This window comes from Streptomyces sp. NPDC021224, from assembly GCF_044332905.1.
Classification (GTDB): Bacteria; Actinomycetota; Actinomycetes; order Streptomycetales; family Streptomycetaceae; genus Actinacidiphila.
On record NZ_JBIRPW010000001.1, the window covers coordinates 903,905 to 922,480 of the forward strand.

Below are 18,576 nucleotides of genomic sequence, written 5' to 3' on the forward strand. Positions count from 1 at the left end.
GGGAGCCGTACGGGACGGCTCCCGGAGCGCGGTTCAGCTGGAGAGGGAGGAGGGCTGCGGAAGGCCCTAGTCGGCGGCGGCCATCACGTCGACGGGGCGGGGACGGAGGGCGAAGCGGCCGGGGAGGGCGGTCGCGGGGAGGGCGAGCAGGGCGGCGAGTGCCAGGACGGCCAGGTAGGGGAGAAGCGCGAGGGTCGGGGAGGAGGTGCCGGTCATGCCGGTGCTGAAGGCGGTGAGGACGGCGAGGGAGATCGCGGTGCCGAACAGCGCCGCGAGGGCGACGACGGAGCCGGCCTCGCAGGCCAGCATGCGCAGCACCTGCCGCCGGGTGGCGCCCGCGAGCAGCAGCCGGGCGAATTCCCGGACGCGCTCGGCGGTCGACATGGCGAGGGTGTTGACGGCGGCGATGGCGGTGAAGACCAGGACCAGGCCCATGGCGAGGAACTGCGCCTCGGCGTTGCCGCGCCGCGCGGTCGGGGCCAGTGCGTCGGCGGCGTGTCCGGGGGTCAGGACGCGGATACCGGGGTAGTCGCGGACGGCGGTGGTGAGCGCCGCGCGGCCGGTACCCGGCGTGGTGCGGACGAGGACGGCCGCGGCGAGCGGGTCGTCCACGTGCCGGGCCACCAGCGCGTGGGTCATGGTGAGATCGCCGAAGCCGAGCCCGCGGGCGTAGACGGCGGCGACGGTCAGGGTGACGGGTGTGCCGTCGCCGAGGGTCACCCGCAGCGTGCTGCCGGGGTGCACGTGCCGGGTGCGGGCGGCGGTCTCGCTCACCGCGACGCTCGTGTCGCCGAAGCCCGCGAGCGAACCGTCCACGACGTCCGGGTCCAGGTCGCGGCCGAGCGATCCGGCGGTGACGCCCTGCGCGGGGAATTTGTCCAGGCCGATGCGGACGGTGGTGCGGACGACCTCGGTGACGGATGTGACGCCGGGGGCGCGGCGTACGGCGTCGGCGGCCGCGCCCGGCACACCGAGGCCGTCGGAGGTCAGCGCCCAGGCACCGCGGGTGCCGGCCGCGGCCTGGTCGTGGGCGGCGTGCTGAAGCGTCGTCTGGGTGAAGAGGACGGTCGAGGTCATGGCCACGAGCAGGGCGAGCGGGGTGACGGCGGCGGCGTTGCGGGTGGCGTTGCCGCGCAGGTTGCGCCGGGCCAGGACACCGGGGAAGTGGGCCGCGCGCAGCGGTCCGGCCAGCAGCGCGGCACCGCCGCGCACCAGCAGCGGACCGAGGAGGGAGACGGCGATGGCGAGGACGATCACGGTCAGGAAGGTCACCGGCGTGGCGGCCGGTTCGGTGTGCAGCGAGCGCAGGACGGCGACGAGCACCGCGCCGCCGCCGAGCAGCAGCAGGCCCGCGACGGTGCGGCCGGCGGACGCGCCGCGCTCCAGCAGCGATTCGGCGAGCGCCTGCGCGGGGCTCAGCCGGGTGATGCGGCGCGCGGAGATCCGGGCGGCGGCCCACGCGCCCAGCGTGGTGGCCAGGGCGCCCGCGGCCATCGGCGCGAAGCCGATCGAGGGCCGCAGGGTGTCCGGGATCGCGCCGAAGGACACGAAGCGGCCGAGCAGCCAGTGGGCCAGGGGCAGTCCGGCGAGTGCGCCCAGCACCCCGGCGGTCGCGCCGACGACCAGCGCCTCGCGCCCGATGAGCTGCCGCAGCTGGCGGGAGGTCGCGGCGACGGCCCGCAGCAGGGCGAGTTCGCGGTGCCGCTGGCGCAGCGACAGTGCGAAGGTGCCGACGACGACGAGGATCGCGACCAGCAGCGCGGTGCCGCCGATGGCCCCGCCCATGCTGATCAGCTGGACGCGGGCGCGGGCTGCGTCGGGGAATTCGGCCGCGCCGCGTCCGTCGCCGGTGTGGACGCGGGCCTTGGTGCCGTCGAATGCCTTCCGCAGGGCGTCCGGGTCGGGACCGCCCCCGGCCCGCGGCAGCACGCCGAAGGCGGCGACCTGCCCCGGGTGGGCGGCCAGCCGTTCGGCCTCGGCCTGGCTGAAGAAGAGGCTGGTCTGCTCGGCGAGGTCGGCGTGCGCGCCGCCGCCCGGCGTGGTGGGGGCGGCCACCCCGCTGACGCGGTACGTGCGCGGGGCGGCTGTCGACTGGACGGTGAGCCGGTCGCCGGGGGCCAGGTGGGCCCGCCGGGCGAGGTCGCGGTCGACGACGACCTCGTCCGCGGCGGCGGGTGCGTGCCCGGTGACGAGCGCGAAGGGCGTGAGCGCCGCGGAGCTCCAGGCGTGCCCGTTCGCCCGGCCGTACGACGCGGCGCCCGAGCCGGTCGCGCCGGGGCCCGTACCGGATCCGGCGGGCGCGAAGGCCTCGGCGGGGAAGGTCAGTTCGGGGACGACCGCGCGGACGCCCGGGACGGCGGCGATGCGGGGGGCGAGGTCGGCGGGGAGCCACACGCGCTCGGCCAGCGGCTTGGCCTTGTGCTTGACCTTCGTCTTGCCCTTCTTGTGCTTGACGGTCGTCTGGTGCACGTCCTGGTCGGCGGTGACCACGACCGGCGCCGCGCCGTACCGCTCGGTGGTGATGCCGCCGACGAGCCCCGTCTCCAGCAGGCCGCCGCACGCGGTGATGAGCGCCGCGGCGCAGAAGAGGGCGAGGAAGGCGCCCAGGAATCCGCTTCTGCGGGCCTTCAGGGTTCTCAGCGCGAGTCGCGTCAGCATCGTGGACCGGTCCTCGTGGCAGTGGCGTCCGGACCCGTCCCCCGGGCCCGCCGGCCGGCGTCCCCCGACCTGCCTCAACGATCCCGTCACGCCCGCCCCCGCACACTCCGGGCGCCCGGCACCTTCGTGGTGGGGACAGCCCCACCAACACCCGTGCCACGCACGGCGGTCGGGCCCGCGGGCGAGGTCGCCCCGTCCGCGCATGGGCAACCATCGGTTGCGCATCGCACGGGCGGCCGGTACCGTCATACGCAACCGAACGTTGCGGGAGGTGCCGTCGTGGAGACGGAGACGAACACGCGGACCGAGTACGGGTCCATCGAGCGGGAGATCCGGATCGAGGCGACCCCGGAGGTGGTCTTCGACGTCGTGAGCAGTCCCGAGCACCTGCGGGAGTGGTGGCCGGACGAGGTGGACCTGCCGGGGATCCCCGGGACGGCCGGGCGCATCGGCTTCCGGAAGGCGGAGGACGGTGAGATCGACTGGATGCGGTTCACCGTGGTCGACGCGGTGCCGCCGCGGCTGTTCTCCTTCCGGTGGACGCACCCCGAGGGGGAGGCGGCCCGGCAGGGGAATTCCCATCTGGTGGTCTTCGAGCTGGAGGCCGCCGGGGACGGGGCGACGCTGCTGCGGATGACCGAGACCGGCTTCCGGGAGCGCGGCTGGAGCGAGGCGGAGATCGCCGACCAGTACGGCGACCACTCCTCCGGCTGGAACCACTTCCTGCCGCGGCTGGTCGGCTACGCCGCCAGGGTCCAGGCGGGCCGTTAGCCGTGACGGCGACCGGCACCGCTGCCGCGCCCGGCGGCGGCATCGACGACGACCTCTGGTCCGCGGTCGGCGACCCGACCCGGCGCCGCATGCTCGACCTGCTGCTGAGCGAGGGCAGCGGGACGGCGACGGGCCTGAGCGAGCGGCTGCCCGTCACCCGGCAGGCGGTCGCCAAGCACCTCGCCGTCCTGGACCGGGTGGGCCTGGTGCACGGCACCCCCGCGGGCCGCGAGAAGCACTACCGCGTCGACGAGGCCCAGCTCGCCCGCGCGGTCGCCCAGCTCTCCGGCGTCGGCGCCGCCTGGGACAACCGGCTGCGCCGCATCAAGCGCATCGCCGAGACCGTCCAGCGCCGCAAGGACGCCCACGAGCAGGCCCCGCCCGACCCGACCGGCCTCACCGGCACAGCCCGTCCGCGCGACGCGGCCGACGACACCGACGCGGCCGACGACACCGACGCGGCCGACGACACCGACCAGCCCTGACCGACGAAAGGCACGGCCATGCCCGACATCCTGCACCGCATCGGCGTCCAGGACGCCACCCCCGACCAGGTCTACGCGGCCCTCACCACGCTGGAGGGCCTGTCCGGCTGGTGGGCGGAGAAGACGACCGGCTCCACCGACGTCGGCGGCGTCATCGCCTTCCGCTTCAGCGCCGGCGGCTTCGACATGAAGGTCACCGAGGCCGTCCCGGGCCGCCGGGTGGCCTGGGAGGTGGTGGAGGGCCCCGAGGAGTGGATCGGCACCACCGTCGCCTGGGAGCTGCGCCGCGAGGCCGGCGACGGCGGCTTCACGATCGTGCTCTTCCGGCACGAGGGCTGGCGCGAGCCGGTGGAGTTCATGGCGCACTGCAGCACCAAGTGGGCGACGTTCCTGATGAGCCTCAAGCAGTTCGTGGAGACCGGCGAGGGCGCCCCCGACCCCCGCGACGTGCGCATCAGCGACTGGCACTGACCTCTGCCGCGGCCTGCGCCGCGCACGACGGGCACAGCCCCCGGTAGGTGACCTCCACCGTCTCGACGGTGAAGCCGAACCGTTCCGCCGGGGGCAGGTCCGCCAGCGGGCTGCCCGCCGGGCGGACGTCGCGGATGGTGCCGCAGCGCGAGCACACCAGGTGCTGGTGCGGGTGGTGGGCGTTCGGGTCGTACCGCTTGGCGCGGCCGTCCGTGGCGACCTCGATCACCTCGCCGAGCGAGACCAGCTCGCCCAGCGTGTTGTAGACGGTCGCCCGGGAGATCTCCGGCAGCAGCTGCGCGGCCCGCGCGTGCACCTCGTCGGCGGTGAGGTGGACGTGGTCGCCGTCGAGGACCTGCGCGACCACACGCCGCTGCGAGGTCATCCGCCAGCCACGGCCGCGCAGCCGCTCCAGCAGGTCGCTCATGTGGGTCCACCAATCAGGGTCAGGCTCCCGGTAGCCAAGAGTTTACCAAGTGCGTCGGAAAATCGATGGTGTGTACGACTGGGAGGTGTGTACGACTAGGTGATTTCTTGACTTGGACTGAGTCCATCGTAGGATCGGTTCCGGTGACAGGCCAAGTCTCAGGTCGGGAAGGACCCTCACAATGACTGAGAAGCACGACGCACTCGAGGCGGCCCCGGTGGCCGCGGGCGGCGGCTGCCCCGTCGCGCACGGGCGCGCACCGCACCCCACGCAGGGCGGCGGCAACCGCGGCTGGTGGCCGGAGCGGCTCAACCTCAAGATCCTCGCGACGAACCCCGCGGTCGCCAACCCGCTGGGCGAGGACTTCGACTACCGCGAGGCCTTCCTCTCCCTCGACCTGGCGGCGGTCAAGCAGGACATCGCCGAGGTGCTCACGACCTCGCAGGACTGGTGGCCGGCCGACTTCGGCAACTACGGCCCGCTCATGATCCGGATGGCCTGGCACAGCGCGGGCACGTACCGCATCAGCGACGGCCGCGGCGGTGCCGGCGCCGGTCAGCAGCGCTTCGCCCCGCTCAACAGCTGGCCGGACAACGGCAACCTGGACAAGGCCCGCCGCCTGCTGTGGCCGGTCAAGAAGAAGTACGGCCAGAACATCTCCTGGGCCGACCTGATGATCCTCACCGGCAACGTCGCGCTGGAGCAGATGGGCTTCGAGACCTTCGGCTTCGCCGGTGGCCGCCCCGACGTGTGGGAGGCCGACGAGGACGTCTACTGGGGCCCGGAGACCACCTGGCTCGGTGACGAGCGCTACACCGGCGACCGCGAGCTGGAGGAGCCGCTCGGCGCCGTCCAGATGGGCCTGATCTACGTCAACCCCGAGGGCCCCAACGGCAACCCGGACCCGGTCGCCGCCGCCCGCGACATCCGCGAGACCTTCCGCCGGATGGCGATGAACGACGAGGAGACCGTCGCCCTCATCGCCGGTGGCCACACCTTCGGCAAGACCCACGGCGCCGGCCCGGCCGACAACGTCGGCCCCGCCCCCGAGGGCGCCCCGATCGAGGCCATGGGCCTGGGCTGGGCGAACACGCACGGCACCGGCAAGGGCGCCGACGCGATCACCAGCGGTCTTGAGGGCATCTGGACGGACACCCCCACCGCCTGGGACAACAGCTTCTTCGAGATCCTCTTCGGCTACGAGTGGGAGCTGTTCCAGAGCCCCGCGGGCGCCAACCAGTGGCGGCCGAAGGACGGCGCGGGCGCGGACACCGTGCCGGACGCGTTCGACCCGGCCAAGCGCGTCGCCCCGACGATGCTCACCACCGACCTCGCGCTGCGCTTCGACCCGGCCTACGAGCAGATCTCGCGCCGCTTCAAGGACAACCCGGCGGAGTTCGCCGACGCGTTCGCCCGCGCCTGGTACAAGCTCACCCACCGCGACATGGGCCCGATCGTGCGCTACCTCGGTGCCGAGGTGCCGTCCGAGACGCTGATCTGGCAGGACCCGCTGCCGGCCGCCGAGGGCGAGCAGATCGACGCCGCCGACGCCGCCGCGCTCAAGGAGCAGGTGCTCGCCTCCGGCCTGACCGTCGCGCAGCTGGTGTCCACCGCGTGGGCCTCCGCCTCCTCCTTCCGCGGCAGCGACAAGCGCGGCGGCGCCAACGGTGCCCGCATCCGCCTGGAGCCGCAGCGCGGCTGGGAGGTCAACGAGCCCGACGAGCTGGCGCTCGTGCTGCGCACCCTCGAAGGCGTCCAGGCGGCCTTCAACTCCGCGCAGACCGGCGGCAAGCGTGTCTCGCTCGCCGACGTGATCGTGCTGGCCGGCGCCGCGGGCGTCGAGAAGGCCGCGCGGGATGCCGGGGTGAGCGTCGAGGTGCCGTTCACGGCGGGCCGCGTGGACACCACGCAGGAGCTGACCGACGTCGAGTCCTTCGCCGCGCTGGAGCCGCTCTCCGACGGCTTCCGCAACTACGTGGGCAAGGGCCAGCGGCTGCCGGCCGAGTACCTGCTGGTCGACCGCGCCAACCTGCTGACGCTGAGCGCGCCCGAGATGACCGTCCTGGTCGGCGGCCTGCGCGTGCTGGGCGCCAACCACGCCGGCACGAAGCACGGTGTGTTCACCGACCGGCCCGGCACGCTGACGAACGACTTCTTCGTCAACCTGCTGGACCTGGACACCACGTGGCACGCCACCTCCGCGGACGCCACCACCTTCGAGGGCCGCGACGCCGCCGGCGCCGTCAAGTGGACGGGCAGCCGCGCCGACCTGGTCTTCGGCTCGAACTCCGAGCTGCGCGCGCTCGCCGAGGTCTACGCGAGCGACGACGCGAAGACGAAGTTCGTCACGGACTTCGTCCAGGCGTGGGCCAAGGTCATGGACCTGGACCGCTTCGACCTGGTCTGACGCCCGGAGCGCCCGCCGGGGCGCGACTGCCGTGCGGGGCCCCGCGGTTCAGCCGAACCGCGGGGCCCCGCCGCGTTCCCGTCGCCGCGCCGCTACCGGCCCATGACGCTCAGGTCGTTGATCACGCTGCTGATGAGGCCCGTTCCCTCCCACGCGACGGTCACGACACCGCTCGTCGCCTGCTGCGGGGCCAGTTCGGAGTCCGATCCGACCTGGTTCCAGGAGGAGTCCGGCGTCGGCGGCGGCACCGGGGTGCTGCTCAACTGCCGCCCGGTGGCGGCGTCGATGACGACGAGCCGGGCGTCGTACCGGTCGAACCGCGGCTTCAGGTCGTCGTCCAGCTCGACCCGGGTCGGCTGCTGCACGACGTAGACGCGGTCGCCGACGAGCAGCGGGCGGCCGTACCTCAGGCCCTCGGCGGCCTGGGCCGTCCACCGCTGCCGGTGGTCGGTGAGGCCGAACGCCGCGAGCGCGCCTTCGTGCTGGCGGTTCTGCGGGCTGTTGTCCGAACACAGCAGGATGCCGCCACCGGCGGCGACCGCGGGGAAGTCGGGCCCTGCGGAGAAGGTGGTGACGGCGGGCTTCGCACCGGAGACGTCCACCGTCGCACCGGTGCCCTCGTCCGTCCACATGCTGCTGACCAGGGTGTGGTCGTCGGCCGGACGCAGCGACCTGAACTTGTCCGCGAGCTTCCAGCGCAGCGCGCCGCTCTGCTCGTCGAAGCCGAAGAGCTGGTTCTCCTGGGGCTTGCCGCACATGCCCTCGGCCACCACGGTCTTCGCCATGAGCCGCACCATGCCGTACGTCTGGCCGCAGCCCTCGGGCAGTTCGGCCGTCCACTTCTTCTTTCCGCTCGCCGCGTCGTAGGCCGTGAGGTCGGCGCGGCGCTGGGCGAGCACGAGGCCGCCGCTCATGCGCAGGTCGGCGATGCCGCCGCTGTCGCCGGGGAGGTCGCCGTAGCTGAGCTTCTGCCGCCAACGGGGTGTGCCGGTGCGGACGTCGAGGCCGGTGATCAGGCCGTCCTCCCACCACACGGCCACCGTGTCGCCGGTCCCGGAGAGCGCGACGCGGTCCAGGTCGGTGCCGGTGCGGGTGTAGCGCCAGTAGGACCTGCCGGTGCGCAGGTCGTGGGCCTCGACGCCGTCGTGGTGCAGATCCCGGTCGGCGATCTCGTCGACCGACAGCGCGCCCGTCACACCGTAGGAGTCGGCCGTGCGGCGTATCGCCCTGCCCGGCGCGTCGGGCGGCGCGCTGCCGAAGGCGGCGGGGTAGGCCCCCGCCGCCGTGGTGACGCTCTCGTGGTGGTCCTCGCCCTGCCGTACCCACAGCCACCCGCCCGCCGCGACCGCGATCGCGACGACCCCGGCAACCGCCGTACGCCGCCAGGTCCTTGCCGGTGCCATGCCCGTCCCCCACCCGTGTCGGCCCTCGCTGAGGGCCCAGGTTACGACGGGCCGGTCACCACGGGCCGGTCACCGCCGGCCGGTCACCGCCCGGTCAGTAGCCGCCGCCGCTGGAGGAGCCGGACTTGGTGATCTGGTTGCCGTCGGTGCCCACGACGTACCACTTGGCGCCGAAGTTGTTGAGGCCCTGGCCGCGGGTGTTGCCGGAGCCGGTGTCGGCGGCGAAGAGGTAGAGGGGGTGGCCGTTGTAGGTCACCTGCGTGCCGCCGTCCGAGCGCTTCGTGGTGCCGAGCTTCTTGGAGTCCGCGCCGCCGGAGGCCGTCGGCTTGCCGTTGACCAGCAGCGGCGGCCACACCTTCGCGCACGCCCCGGTGCACGTCGACTGGTTCTTCTTGTCGGCGAGGAAGAGGTAGAGCGTGCGGTTCTTGGCGCCGCCGACCAGGACCTTGCCGAAGGGCGAGATGTCCTTGGTGGTCACCGTCGCGGGGTCGGACTGCGCCGCCTGCCCCGCGGGGCTCGCGGTCACGGTGGCGGCGGTTCCGGTGTCGTGGCTGCCGCTCGTGCTGCTGCTGCTGCCGCTGCCGGAGCAGGCGGTCGCGGTGGCGGCGAGCAGGGCGGCGGCGACGGCGGTCGTGGCGGTGGCGTGGAGCCTCACGGCGTTTCCTCCGGGCGGTCGTGACGGTGTGGGGGTGTGCCGTACGGCGGTACGGCAGGCCGCGCGCGAGGGCTTGCTGGCACGCGCGGGGTGCGGCGGCGCGGTCGCGGGGGCCGCACAGAGCCCACTACACGCCAGCCCCGCGCACCCGGCCACGCGGGAGCGCCGTCCGGAGTACCCGCCGGGGGCGCCCGGCGCGGCCCGCCCGTCGCGCGGGAATGTCGCGGCCGTGTCGCGGCTGCGTCCCGGCACCGGTACGGCAGGTTCCGGCACCGGTACGGCGGCGGTACGGCAGTGGCGCACGCCGGGCGGACAGTGCCACAGTGTCCACTCCGGGGGCGCGCCGGACGGCGTCCGGCAGGCGCACCGGCAGTCGCAGGACCCAGGCGTGCGGGGCGCGGTACGAGCGCCGGCCGCGGGCGCCATGAACCACTACGGGGGCAACACAATGGAACCGCTCAAGGCCGGCGACCCGGCCCAGGTCGGGACGTATCAGCTGGTGGGCAGGCTCGGCACGAGCGGACTCGGGCAGGTCTTCGCCGGGCGCGGCCCGGACGGGCGGCTGACCACCGTGACCGTGCTGCACGCCCGGCTGGCGGGCGACCCGGACTACCGCGAGCGGTTCCGCCGCGACGTCGAGAGCGCCCGCCGCATCACCGGGCCCTCGCTCGCGCCCGTCGCCGCCGACACCGAGGGCGACGTCCCGTGGGTCGCGACCGGCAGCGCCGACGCCCCGACCCTCGCCTCCGCCGCCCTGAGCGGCCCGCTGCCGCCCGCCGCCGTACGGGACATCGGCCTCGCGCTCGCGCACGCGCTGCGCGTGGTGCAGGCCGCGGGCGCGAAGCTCACCGGGATCGAGCCCTCGCAGGTGCTGCTGACGCCCGAGGGACCGCGGCTGACGCACTTCGGGATCACCCAGCCCATGGTCGGCCCCGGCAGCACGATCGCCGCGGTGCCCTCCGACGCCGAGGCGGTGCGGGCCCTCGGCCGGATGCTGCACTTCGCGGCGACCGGGCGGCCGGCCCCCGCGGGCGGCGGCTGGCAGCAGCCCGCCCCGCAGATCGCCGACCCCGCCCTGGCCTCGATCGTCGCCGACTGCCTGGCCGCGCAGCCCGCCGGGCCCGGCCTCGACACGGTCGCCGAGCGGCTGAACAGCGCCGCGCCGCCCGCCATGGCGCCGCCGCCCGGCTTCGGCCCGGCCGCGGGCCCGGGGATGCCGCCGGGACCGCCGGGCGCACCGGCCGGGTTCGCCGCGGGCGGCTTCGCGCCGCCGCCCGGCGGGGGCATACCGCCCGCGCCCGCGCGTCAGCCGTGGTGGCGTACGACGAACGGCCAACTGGTCGCGATCGTCGCGGTCGTGGCCGTCGTCGTCGCCATCGGCGTGGCGACCAGCGGGACGAAGGACTCCTCGTCCTCCGCCGCCAAGCCCGCGGTGACCGCGTCCGGACTGCCGTCGATGCCCTCCCTGCCCGGCGACACCAGCAGTGACGAGGACAGCGGCAGCTCCGACGGCGGGAGCGACGGCGGCGACCACAGCAGCGACGAGCCCAGCGACCCGCCCTCCGCCGATCCCGTCGCGGACGCGGTGACGGGCGACTGCTTCGACAACTCCGGCACCGCCTCCACCCCCGAACTGACCTCCGCCCTGTGCGAGTCGGGCACCTTCAAGACCGTCGAGGTGCTGCACGGCACGAGCGACACGCACGGCTGCGACAAGGTCCCCGGCGACGACTGGAACGTCGGCTACCCCGGCCGCGACCTGGTGCTGTGCCTGAGCTACCAGTACGAGCACGGCACCGCCTACCACGCCACGTCCGGCGACTGCGTCTACGGCCAGAGCGCCACCACCGACTGGGACGAGATCGACTGCCAGACCGGCGCCTTCACCGTCCTCGCGCGCTACACCGGCACCACCAGCTCCGCCAAGTGCAAGGGCCTGCGCGACTACGACTGGTCCGAGCACTTCGGCGTCACCGGCCGCTCCGACCTCGACGTCACCTTGTGCCTGTCGATGGTCTACCCGGACGACGCCGGGCACGCGGTGCTCAACGAGTGCCTGAAGTTCACCGGCACCTATTCGCAGCCGCACATGAAGTCCGTGTCGTGCTCGGCCGCGAACGTCATCGTCACCGGCCGCACCGCCAAGTACAGCGCCAAGTCCTTCTGCGGCAACGACCCGTGGACGACCTGGAAGCCCAACGACTACCCGTCGCTCGCCTACACGATGTGCTACCGCAAGCGCTGACGGCCGATCACGTGCTTTCCGGCGGTGGCTGGTTGGGGCGGGCACGGACGTGCATGCGCTCGCCCTGGCGGCCGAAGAGGCTCAGCACCTCCACCGGACGCCCGTCCGCTCCGCTGAACCAGTGCGGCACGCGGGTGTCGAACTCCGCGACCTCGCCCGGCCCGAGGACCAGGTCGTGGTCGGCCAGCACCAGCCGCAGCCGCCCGTGCAGCACGTACAGCCACTCGTAGCCCTCGTGCGTGCGCAGGTCCGGCTCGCCGGGGCGGGCCGGGACGAGCATCTTGTACGCCTGGAGCGGACCCGGCGTGCTCGACAGCGGGACGACCGTGCCACCGCCCGGCAGCGACCGCGGGGTCAGCCGCACCCGCGGGTCGCCCACCTCCGGGGCCCCCACCAGGTCGTCGAGCGGTACGCGGTAGGCGGCGGCCAGCGGCAGCAGCAGCTCCAGGCTCGGGCGGCGCAGACCGGACTCCAGCCGGGACAGGGTGCTCTTGGAGATGCCGGTCGCCTCCGACAGCGCGGCCAGCGTGAGACCGCGCCGGGCCCGCAGCCGCTTCAGCCGCGGGCCGACCTCGTCGAGCACGGCACGGTGGGAGGGCGGCTCGCCCGGCACGTGGTCGTGCGCGGGCTCAAGTGCGGGCTCGGGCTCGGGTATCGGCATACGGGCATTCCACCGCGCCGTCCCGGAAACGGCAACATTAATTGCCGCCCGGCACGCCGTGGGTGCACGCTGCCCCGCATGAGCCCTCACACCGACACCGCCCTCGGCCACGGCGCCGGTCACCCCCACGGCAGCCACGGCCACGGTCATGGACACGGACACGACACCGAGATCGACTGGGAGGCGATGTCCGACCACCTGGTCGCCGCGGGCGAGCTGCAGCTCCCGGTCCTGCGCGACGTCGCCGCCCGCCTGCACGCCCTGATCGACGGTACCGGCGACGGGCACGCGGTGCGCCGGGTGCTCGACGTCGGGAGCGGCCCCGGCGTCATGGCCTGCGTCTTCGCGGAGGAGTTCGCGGACGCGCAGGCCGTCGCCGTCGACGGTTCGCAGCCGCTGCTCGACCGAGCCCTCACCCGCGCCGCGGGCCTCGGCCTGGAGGGGCGGATCGGCGTGCGCGCCGCCGAGCTGAACGGCGGCCTGCCCGCCGACCTCGGCCCCGCCGACCTGGTGTGGAGCAGCAAGGCCGTGCACCACCTCGGCGACCAGCAGGGCGCCCTCGACGCGCTCGCGGCCGTGCTGCGCCCCGGCGGGGTGCTCGCTGTCGCGGAGGGCGGCCTGCCGCTGCGGTTCCTGCCGCGCGACATCGGCCGCGGCACCCCGGGCCTCACCGCGCGGCTGGACGCCGTGCAGGAGGAGTGGTTCGACGTGATGCGCGCCGAGCTGCCCGGCAGCAAGCCCGTCGTCGAGGACTGGCCCGGCATGCTGCGGACGGCCGGGCTCACCGACGTCACGAGCTTCACGTGCCTGCTGGACCTGCCTGCGCCGCTCACCCCCGCCGGGCGCGACTACCTGCTCGAACACCTCACCCGTATCCGGGACAAGGTCGGCGGCGAGCTGCTGCCGGAGTCCGACCGCGAGACCCTCGCCGTCCTGACCGACCCCGACTCCCCGGAGAGCATCCTGCACCGCCCGGACGCGTACCTGCTCATGGGCGTCACCGTCCACGCGGGCCGCCGCCCGAGCTGACCCGGGCCCGCGCGGTACGGGGGCCGGGGCCGCGCGGCACGGGGGCCGGCGCCGTCCGGCACCGGCCCCCGTGCGTCCTGCGTCAGTGCACGTCGGCGCCCTGCCGGGGGAGCAGCGGGACGGTCGCCGCGCAGGCCGCGGCGACCGCGAGGCTCAGTCCTAGGCAGGGCAGCACCCCGCCCGAGCCGCCCGCGCGTGTCGCGAGGTAGAGCGTCGAGACCCCGGCGGAGCCGCCCGCGGTGACGAGCTGCTGCACCGCGTTCAGCACGCCGACGGCGCTGCCCGCCTCACGCGGCTCCACGTCGCCGAGGGCCACCGCGAAGACCGCGCCGAAGCAGCAGCCCATGCCGAGCCCGGCCACCAGCAGCGGTCCGCCGAGCCACCCCGCGGGCAGCGGGTCCGGTCCGGCGGCGACGAGTACGCCCATCGCGGCGACCCCGGCGGCGAAGAGCGCGACGCCCGCCGTGACGACCGCCCGCCCCTGCGTCGCGATGCGCCCGCGGACGGTGAACGAGGCCGCGATGATGCCCACCGACATCGGCGCCGTGACCAGCGCGGCCCGCAACGGGCCCAGGCCGAGCTGCTGTTGCAGGTACAGCGCGACGACGTAGGCGGTGCCGGCGACGGTCGCGAAGAACAACGCCCCGAAGGTCAGGCCCGCGACGAAGCCGCGGTTCGAGAACAGGCCGCGCTCCAGCAGCGGTCGGTCCGTCCGCGACTGCTGCCGCACGAGCAGGGCGAGCACCGCCGTTCCCGCCCCGGCCGCCGACAGCGCGCGCGGCCCCCAGCCGCCCGCGCCCCCGTCCACCAGCCCGGCGAGCAGCAGCCCGAGCCCCGCCATGAGCGCGGCGGCCGCCCCGGCCCGGATGCGTACGGCCGGGTCGCCCGCGATCCGCGGCAGGCACGCGGCGCTCGCGGCCAGCAGCAGCACACCGAGCACGACGTTGACGAGGAAGACCGAGCGCCAGCCGAGCCCGTACGGGTCGGCGCCGATGAGCAGGCCCGCGATCACCGGTCCGCTGATCGAGGACGCGGCCAGCAGCGGCCCGAACAGCCCGAAGACGACCCGCATCGACTCCCGCGGCACCACCCGCATCAGCAGCGTGAAGCCCTGCGGGAGGAGCAGGCCGCCGCACGCGCCCTGCGCGGCCCGTGCGGCGACCAGGGCGAACGGGCTGCCGGCGAGCGCGGCACCGAGCGAGCCCAGCGTGAAGCCCGCGAGTCCGACGAGGAAGACCCGGCGGCAGCCGTAGCGGTCGCCGAGCCGCGCGCCGACGATCATCACGGAGCCGAGGACGAGGGTGTAGCCCGCTCCCAGCCACGGCGCGAGCGACGCCGACGCGCCGAGGTCGCGGACGATCGCGGGGGCGGCGAGGTTGGTGACGGTGGTACTGAGGAGGTCGAGCACATCGGCTGCGACGACGAGCAGGAAGACGGTCCAGGCGCGGGCGCCGAGGCGCCGGCTCTCCCGGGATTTTTGTGGCACGGCGAAGCACGCTCTCTGCTGAGAGTCGAGACGGACCGTGTTTTCCCTGGTCCGCCGTGCCGGCCGGAAGTCCCGGCACGCCCGCCGAGCGGGCGCCGCACCTTACCCGCCCGACGCTAGCACGCGCCCGTGACGGCCCGCCGCCGCTTTTCCCGCGCGGCCGCGCACCGCCGCCGTACGGCAGCCGTGGGGCGGCGGTGCGTCAGCCGCGGGGCGCCATGTACGAGGTCACGCGGTCGGCGAGGACCGCGTACTCGCCCTTCGTCAGGCCGGTGCGGGCCTGCCGCAGGACGGCCTCGACCAGGTTCCAGCGCTCGTCCACCCGGCTGGGCCCGGTGTCCCCGAGCGCCTCCGCCGCGGCCAGCTCGGCCGCGGCCTCCGCCGCCTCCTCCTGCTCGACCTCGCGCAGCGCCCGCGCCGCGTCGTCCCGCCCGGCGCCGGAGAGCTGTTCGGCGGTGACCCCGACCGCCCGTGCCATGCGCGCCAGCGTCTTGTCGGGGCTGCGCACGGCGACATGCGTGCGCTGCACCAACTGGTAACCGGACACGAGCTGGCGCCAGCGCGCCTCGCTCATCCGGGCCCGGCGTGCGGCCTCCCGCTGCGAGATCTTCATCTCCAACTGGGCCTGCTTGATCAGCAGACCCTCGGGCGGCGCGGCCAATGGCTCAGTCATGGGCCGAGCTTCGCACCACTACGCACACCCCGTCCACCGGATCGCCCGAAAGAGTGGCCCCCTCGCCGGGCGGGCGTGATGGCCGGAAACGGAGGGGTCCGCGGGGCGGATGGGAGCGATTTCGTTTTGTGGTGAACAAATCCGCCGTCCGGCCCGTATGTCGAGCTGCCGGGGCGGCGCCCAGCGCCGTACCGGCACCGCTTGCTCCCCCCACACCTAAGGAGCACACCTTGGATCTCGACAAGCGGATCGACACCGCACGCCCCTATGTCTTATCCCTCTACCGCATCGTCGTCGGGCTGCTCTTCGCCTGCCACGGCGCGTCCACCGTGCTCGGCATGTTCGGCGGCCCGGAGGGCGGGCAGCCGAACGCGGGCGCCTGGCCGTCCTGGTGGGCCGGCCTCATCCAGCTGGTCACCGGCATCCTCGTCTGCGCGGGTTCCGGTGACCGGACGACCCGCGCCGCGGCCGTCCTCGGCTCCGGCGCGATGGCCTACGCGTACTTCACCGTGCACCAGAAGCGCGCCCTGTGGCCGATCGAGAACGGCGGCGAGGCGGCCGCGATGTTCTGCTGGAGCCTGCTGCTCATCGCGGTGGCGGGCCCCGGCGCCTGGCAACTCGCCCGCGCCCGCCTGCCCCACCGCTCCCCCGCCCCCGACCCCGACCGAGCCCCGGAGGCCGCCTGACCCGAAACGGAACCGCCCCCGCAGCAAGGCGCTGCGGGGGCGGTTCCATGGCTGGGGTCAGTGGACGACCATCGGGAGCTGGTCGGCCTTCGCGCTGTCGTCGGACGGGGTGTCCGCGCTGGAGGCGATGCGGACGGCGGACGGGCGGGGGGCCCGGACCACGGTCAGGGCGATCAGGGCCGCGGTGGCCTCGATCGCGAAGGCCCACCAGATGGCGTGGGTGTAGCCGTGGACCAGGGCGTGGGACTGCGTGAGCTTCGCGGCCGCCGGGGTCGCCGCGTGGTGGGCGGCGAGGTAGGTGGTGGTCGCGGAGGCGGCGATCGTGTTCAGCAGCGCGGTGCCGATCGCGCCGCCGACCTGCTGCGAGGTGTTGACCATCGCCGACGCCACACCCGCGTCACGCGGCTCGACGCCCGAGGTGGCCAGCGACATCGCCGGCATGAAGGCCGTACCCATGCCCAGGCCGAGCAGCACCAGGCCCGGCAGGATCACGCCCGGGTAGGAGGAGCCGACGCCGAGCCGGGTCAGGAACAGCATCGCGACCGCGGCGGTGGCGAAACCGGGGGCCATCAGGGCGCGGGCGGGGAGCCGGTTGACGAGCCGGGCGCCGATCTGGGTGGAGCCGATCACGAAGGCGGTGACCATCGGCAGGAAGGCGAAGCCGGTACGGACGGCCGAGTAGCCCTGGACGACCTGGAGGTAGTAGGTGAGGAAGAGGAAGACGCCGAACATCCCGATGATGGCCAGCGCGAGCGAGGCGTAGACGCCGCCGCGGTTGCGGTTGCCGACGACGCGCAGCGGCAGCAGCGGGAAGCGCACCCGGGACTCGACGGCGACGAAGGACCCGAGCAGCACCACCGCGCCGACCAGCAGCGCGATCGTGGAGGCCGCCGCCCAGCCCGCGCTCTCCGCGCGGGTGAAGCCGTAGACCAGGGAGACCAGGCCGAGGGTGGACAGCAGCACGCCGGGCAGGTCGAGCGGCGAGCGGTTGCGGCCGCCGGCCGGCTCACGGATCACGAAGTAGGCGCCGAGCGCGGCGATCACCGCGAAGGGGACGTTGACGAAGAAGGTCCAGCGCCAGTCGAGGTATTCGGTCAGCACACCGCCGAGCAGCAGGCCGACAGCGCCGCCGCCGCCCGCGATGGCGCCGAAGATGCCGAAGGCCTTGGCGCGCTCCTTGACGTCGGTGAAGGTCGTCGCGAGCAGCGACAGCGCGGCGGGCGCGAGCAGCGCGCCGAAGACGCCCTGCGCGGCGCGCGAGGTGAGCAGCATCGCCTCGTTGGTCGCGGCGCCGCCGATCGCGGAGGCCAGCGCGAAGCCGGTCAGGCCGGTGACGAAGGCGCGCTTGCGTCCCCACAGGTCGGCGATGCGGCCGCCGAAGAGCAGCAGCCCGCCGAAGGCGAGCGCGTACGCGGTGATGACCCACTGCTTGTTCGCGTCGGATATGCCGAGGTCGTGCTGGGCGCTCGGCAGGGCGATGTTCACGATGGTCGAGTCGAGCACGACCATCAGCTGGGCGAGGGAGATGAAGACGAGCGCTTTCCAGCGCCGCGGATCGGCCTGGACGGCTGTTTCGGGCATGAGGGTATCCACTTCGGTACGCGTGCGGTGTGTGCCCGCGGTGTCCGCGCCGCTCGGGCGGTGGGCCGCGGGTGAAAAAGGCAAGGAAGGGCTGGGCGCTCGGCGTCGGGCGTCGCGTCAGGGGGTCGGCCGGTGGCCGGGCGCTCCGTCGCGCCCGCTGGGGGTGGTGCGGGTCACTGCTGGTTCGTGAGGCCGTCCAGGAAGAGCTGGAGGTGGCGGTGGACGTCGTCGCCCGGGCAGTCGATTCCGGGCAGGGGGCGGGTGAGGCGGGACAGGACGACCATCAGGTCGGTACGGGTGACGTCGGCGCGCAGCGCGCCGCCGCTCCTGGCCCGTGCCATGAGTTCGTCGAGGGCCGACTCCAACCGCGCCTTCTGGGCGGTCAGTTCGGGGGAGGGGGCGTCGGCGCGGCCGACCAGCAGCCCGCACAGCGCGCCGACGTTCTCGTCGACGGCGGCGTGCGCGAAGCGGCCGAGGGCCGCGTACGCGGCCTCGCCGCCGGCCGCGGAGGCCGTCTCCGCCGCCGCGCTGTCCGCGGTGCGGGTCACGACGCTCAGCAGCACGGCGTGCGCGAGCGCGTGGCGGTCGGCGAAGTGCCGGTAGAGGGTCGCGTTGCCGATCCCCGCGCGCCGGGCGATCTCGTCGAGCGGCGCCTCGGGCCCGTACTCGACGAACGCGTCCCGCGCGGCGGCGACGATCCGCTCCCGGTTGCGTACCGCGTCGGCCCGCGGCCGGTGCGGCTTGCTCCCCCCGGCGGCCTCCTCGGTGCGGGCGGGACGACCCGCGGTGTCCCCGTTCGGTTCTGCCACGGTGGTCACGCCGGTCACCTCCTTCCACGTCCGTCTCGGCGAACCGGGGAAGTGCTCCCCGGATTTTCATTCACGTGCATGTAACGGGGAGGCAGTCCCCGGATATTTCCCACCGTGAAAGTGACCTGC

15 protein-coding genes and 1 pseudogene are annotated in these 18,576 nt (G+C 74.4%); 7 read left to right on the top strand and 9 right to left on the bottom strand.

All coding sequences use genetic code 11. From position 1 onward, the window contains the following. Positions 1-66 precede the first annotated feature (66 nt). Positions 67-2,658: an FtsX-like permease family protein gene (locus ACH4PY_RS04040; RefSeq protein WP_398175610.1), complete on the bottom strand. Its 2,592-nt coding sequence runs from the start codon at positions 2,656-2,658 to the stop codon at positions 67-69. A 279-nt stretch (positions 2,659-2,937) separates the two neighbouring features. Here ACH4PY_RS04040 and ACH4PY_RS04045 point away from each other — a divergent pair, with 279 nt between their 5' ends. The 3 genes and pseudogenes from ACH4PY_RS04045 (at position 2,938) to ACH4PY_RS04055 (ending at position 4,385) form a co-directional block, all read left to right on the top strand. Then, positions 2,938-3,429 (top strand): SRPBCC domain-containing protein, encoded by a 492-nt coding sequence (locus tag ACH4PY_RS04045; protein WP_398175612.1) that lies wholly within the window; start codon positions 2,938-2,940, stop codon positions 3,427-3,429. 41 nt (positions 3,430-3,470) lie between these two features. After that, a pseudogene (locus tag ACH4PY_RS04050) lies at positions 3,471-3,788 on the top strand (ArsR/SmtB family transcription factor); the annotation flags it as partial. Positions 3,789-3,932: 144 nt separating this feature from the next. After that, positions 3,933-4,385: an SRPBCC domain-containing protein gene (locus ACH4PY_RS04055; RefSeq protein ID WP_398175614.1), complete on the top strand. Its 453-nt coding sequence runs from the start codon at positions 3,933-3,935 to the stop codon at positions 4,383-4,385. On the opposite strand, the gene ACH4PY_RS04060 is transcribed toward ACH4PY_RS04055, so the two are convergent. Further along, positions 4,369-4,812, bottom strand: coding sequence for a Fur family transcriptional regulator (locus ACH4PY_RS04060; RefSeq protein ID WP_398175616.1), 444 nt, complete (start codon positions 4,810-4,812; stop codon positions 4,369-4,371). The genes ACH4PY_RS04055 and ACH4PY_RS04060 overlap by 17 nt on opposite strands. A 181-nt stretch (positions 4,813-4,993) precedes the next feature. Here ACH4PY_RS04060 and katG point away from each other — a divergent pair, with 181 nt between their 5' ends. Further along, the gene (katG, locus tag ACH4PY_RS04065; protein ID WP_398175618.1) at positions 4,994-7,219 is read left to right on the top strand and encodes a catalase/peroxidase HPI; all 2,226 of its coding nucleotides are present in this window, start codon (positions 4,994-4,996) and stop codon (positions 7,217-7,219) included. Positions 7,220-7,311: 92 nt separating this feature from the next. On the opposite strand, the gene ACH4PY_RS04070 is transcribed toward katG, so the two are convergent. Both ACH4PY_RS04070 and ACH4PY_RS04075 read right to left on the bottom strand, forming a co-directional pair. Then, complete coding sequence (locus ACH4PY_RS04070) at positions 7,312-8,622, bottom strand: PQQ-binding-like beta-propeller repeat protein (protein WP_398175620.1); 1,311 nt, start codon at positions 8,620-8,622, stop codon at positions 7,312-7,314. A gap of 94 nt (positions 8,623-8,716) precedes the next feature. Further along, positions 8,717-9,277: a hypothetical protein gene (locus ACH4PY_RS04075; protein ID WP_398175622.1), complete on the bottom strand. Its 561-nt coding sequence runs from the start codon at positions 9,275-9,277 to the stop codon at positions 8,717-8,719. Between the two features lie 448 nt (positions 9,278-9,725). On the opposite strand from ACH4PY_RS04075, the gene ACH4PY_RS04080 reads away from it, so the two are divergent. Continuing rightward, positions 9,726-11,522 carry a hypothetical protein gene (locus ACH4PY_RS04080; protein WP_398175624.1) on the top strand — a complete coding sequence of 599 codons (1,797 nt, stop codon included), beginning with the start codon at positions 9,726-9,728 and terminating at the stop codon, positions 11,520-11,522. 7 nt (positions 11,523-11,529) lie between these two features. Here ACH4PY_RS04080 and ACH4PY_RS04085 read toward each other — a convergent pair whose 3' ends face one another. Further along, a complete protein-coding gene (locus ACH4PY_RS04085) occupies positions 11,530-12,183 on the bottom strand; it encodes a helix-turn-helix domain-containing protein (RefSeq protein ID WP_398175626.1) in 654 nt (217 codons plus the stop codon). 78 nt (positions 12,184-12,261) lie between these two features. Between ACH4PY_RS04085 and ACH4PY_RS04090 the strand changes: the two genes are divergently transcribed. Then, on the top strand, positions 12,262-13,212 hold the full coding sequence (locus ACH4PY_RS04090; RefSeq protein WP_398175628.1) for a class I SAM-dependent methyltransferase: 951 nt from the start codon (positions 12,262-12,264) through the stop codon (positions 13,210-13,212). 82 nt (positions 13,213-13,294) lie between these two features. Here the strand turns inward: ACH4PY_RS04090 and ACH4PY_RS04095 are convergent, their stop codons facing one another. Both ACH4PY_RS04095 and ACH4PY_RS04100 read right to left on the bottom strand, forming a co-directional pair. Further along, positions 13,295-14,698, bottom strand: a complete 1,404-nt coding sequence (locus ACH4PY_RS04095) for an MFS transporter (RefSeq protein WP_398175630.1) — start codon at positions 14,696-14,698, stop codon at positions 13,295-13,297. 202 nt (positions 14,699-14,900) lie between these two features. Beyond that, a complete protein-coding gene (locus ACH4PY_RS04100) occupies positions 14,901-15,371 on the bottom strand; it encodes a helix-turn-helix domain-containing protein (RefSeq protein WP_398175632.1) in 471 nt (156 codons plus the stop codon). 230 nt (positions 15,372-15,601) lie between these two features. On the opposite strand from ACH4PY_RS04100, the gene ACH4PY_RS04105 reads away from it, so the two are divergent. Next, positions 15,602-16,057 carry a DoxX family protein gene (locus tag ACH4PY_RS04105; RefSeq protein ID WP_398175634.1) on the top strand — a complete coding sequence of 152 codons (456 nt, stop codon included), beginning with the start codon at positions 15,602-15,604 and terminating at the stop codon, positions 16,055-16,057. Positions 16,058-16,114: 57 nt separating this feature from the next. Here the strand turns inward: ACH4PY_RS04105 and ACH4PY_RS04110 are convergent, their stop codons facing one another. Together ACH4PY_RS04110 and ACH4PY_RS04115 are read right to left on the bottom strand one after the other, a co-directional pair. Continuing rightward, entirely contained in the window at positions 16,115-17,638 is a 1,524-nt protein-coding gene (locus tag ACH4PY_RS04110) for an MFS transporter (RefSeq protein ID WP_398175636.1), read from the bottom strand. A 173-nt stretch (positions 17,639-17,811) separates the two neighbouring features. Then, a complete protein-coding gene (locus ACH4PY_RS04115) occupies positions 17,812-18,456 on the bottom strand; it encodes a TetR/AcrR family transcriptional regulator (protein WP_398175638.1) in 645 nt (214 codons plus the stop codon). Positions 18,457-18,576: the final 120 nt, after the last annotated feature.

Excerpts from the sequence above, each read along its gene's own strand:
- katG (WP_398175618.1), top strand. The coding sequence starts at position 4,994 with ATGACTGAGAAGCACGACGCACTCGAGGCGGCCCCGGTGGCCGCGGGC.
- ACH4PY_RS04055 (WP_398175614.1), top strand. The coding sequence starts at position 3,933 with ATGCCCGACATCCTGCACCGCATCGGCGTCCAGGACGCCACCCCCGAC.
- ACH4PY_RS04085 (WP_398175626.1), bottom strand. The coding sequence starts at position 12,183 with ATGCCGATACCCGAGCCCGAGCCCGCACTTGAGCCCGCGCACGACCAC.
- ACH4PY_RS04090 (WP_398175628.1), top strand. The coding sequence starts at position 12,262 with ATGAGCCCTCACACCGACACCGCCCTCGGCCACGGCGCCGGTCACCCC.
- ACH4PY_RS04100 (WP_398175632.1), bottom strand. The coding sequence starts at position 15,371 with ATGACTGAGCCATTGGCCGCGCCGCCCGAGGGTCTGCTGATCAAGCAG.
- ACH4PY_RS04040 (WP_398175610.1), bottom strand. The coding sequence starts at position 2,658 with ATGCTGACGCGACTCGCGCTGAGAACCCTGAAGGCCCGCAGAAGCGGA.
- ACH4PY_RS04060 (WP_398175616.1), bottom strand. The coding sequence starts at position 4,812 with ATGAGCGACCTGCTGGAGCGGCTGCGCGGCCGTGGCTGGCGGATGACC.
- ACH4PY_RS04070 (WP_398175620.1), bottom strand. The coding sequence starts at position 8,622 with ATGGCACCGGCAAGGACCTGGCGGCGTACGGCGGTTGCCGGGGTCGTC.
- ACH4PY_RS04080 (WP_398175624.1), top strand. The coding sequence starts at position 9,726 with ATGGAACCGCTCAAGGCCGGCGACCCGGCCCAGGTCGGGACGTATCAG.
- ACH4PY_RS04110 (WP_398175636.1), bottom strand. The coding sequence starts at position 17,638 with ATGCCCGAAACAGCCGTCCAGGCCGATCCGCGGCGCTGGAAAGCGCTC.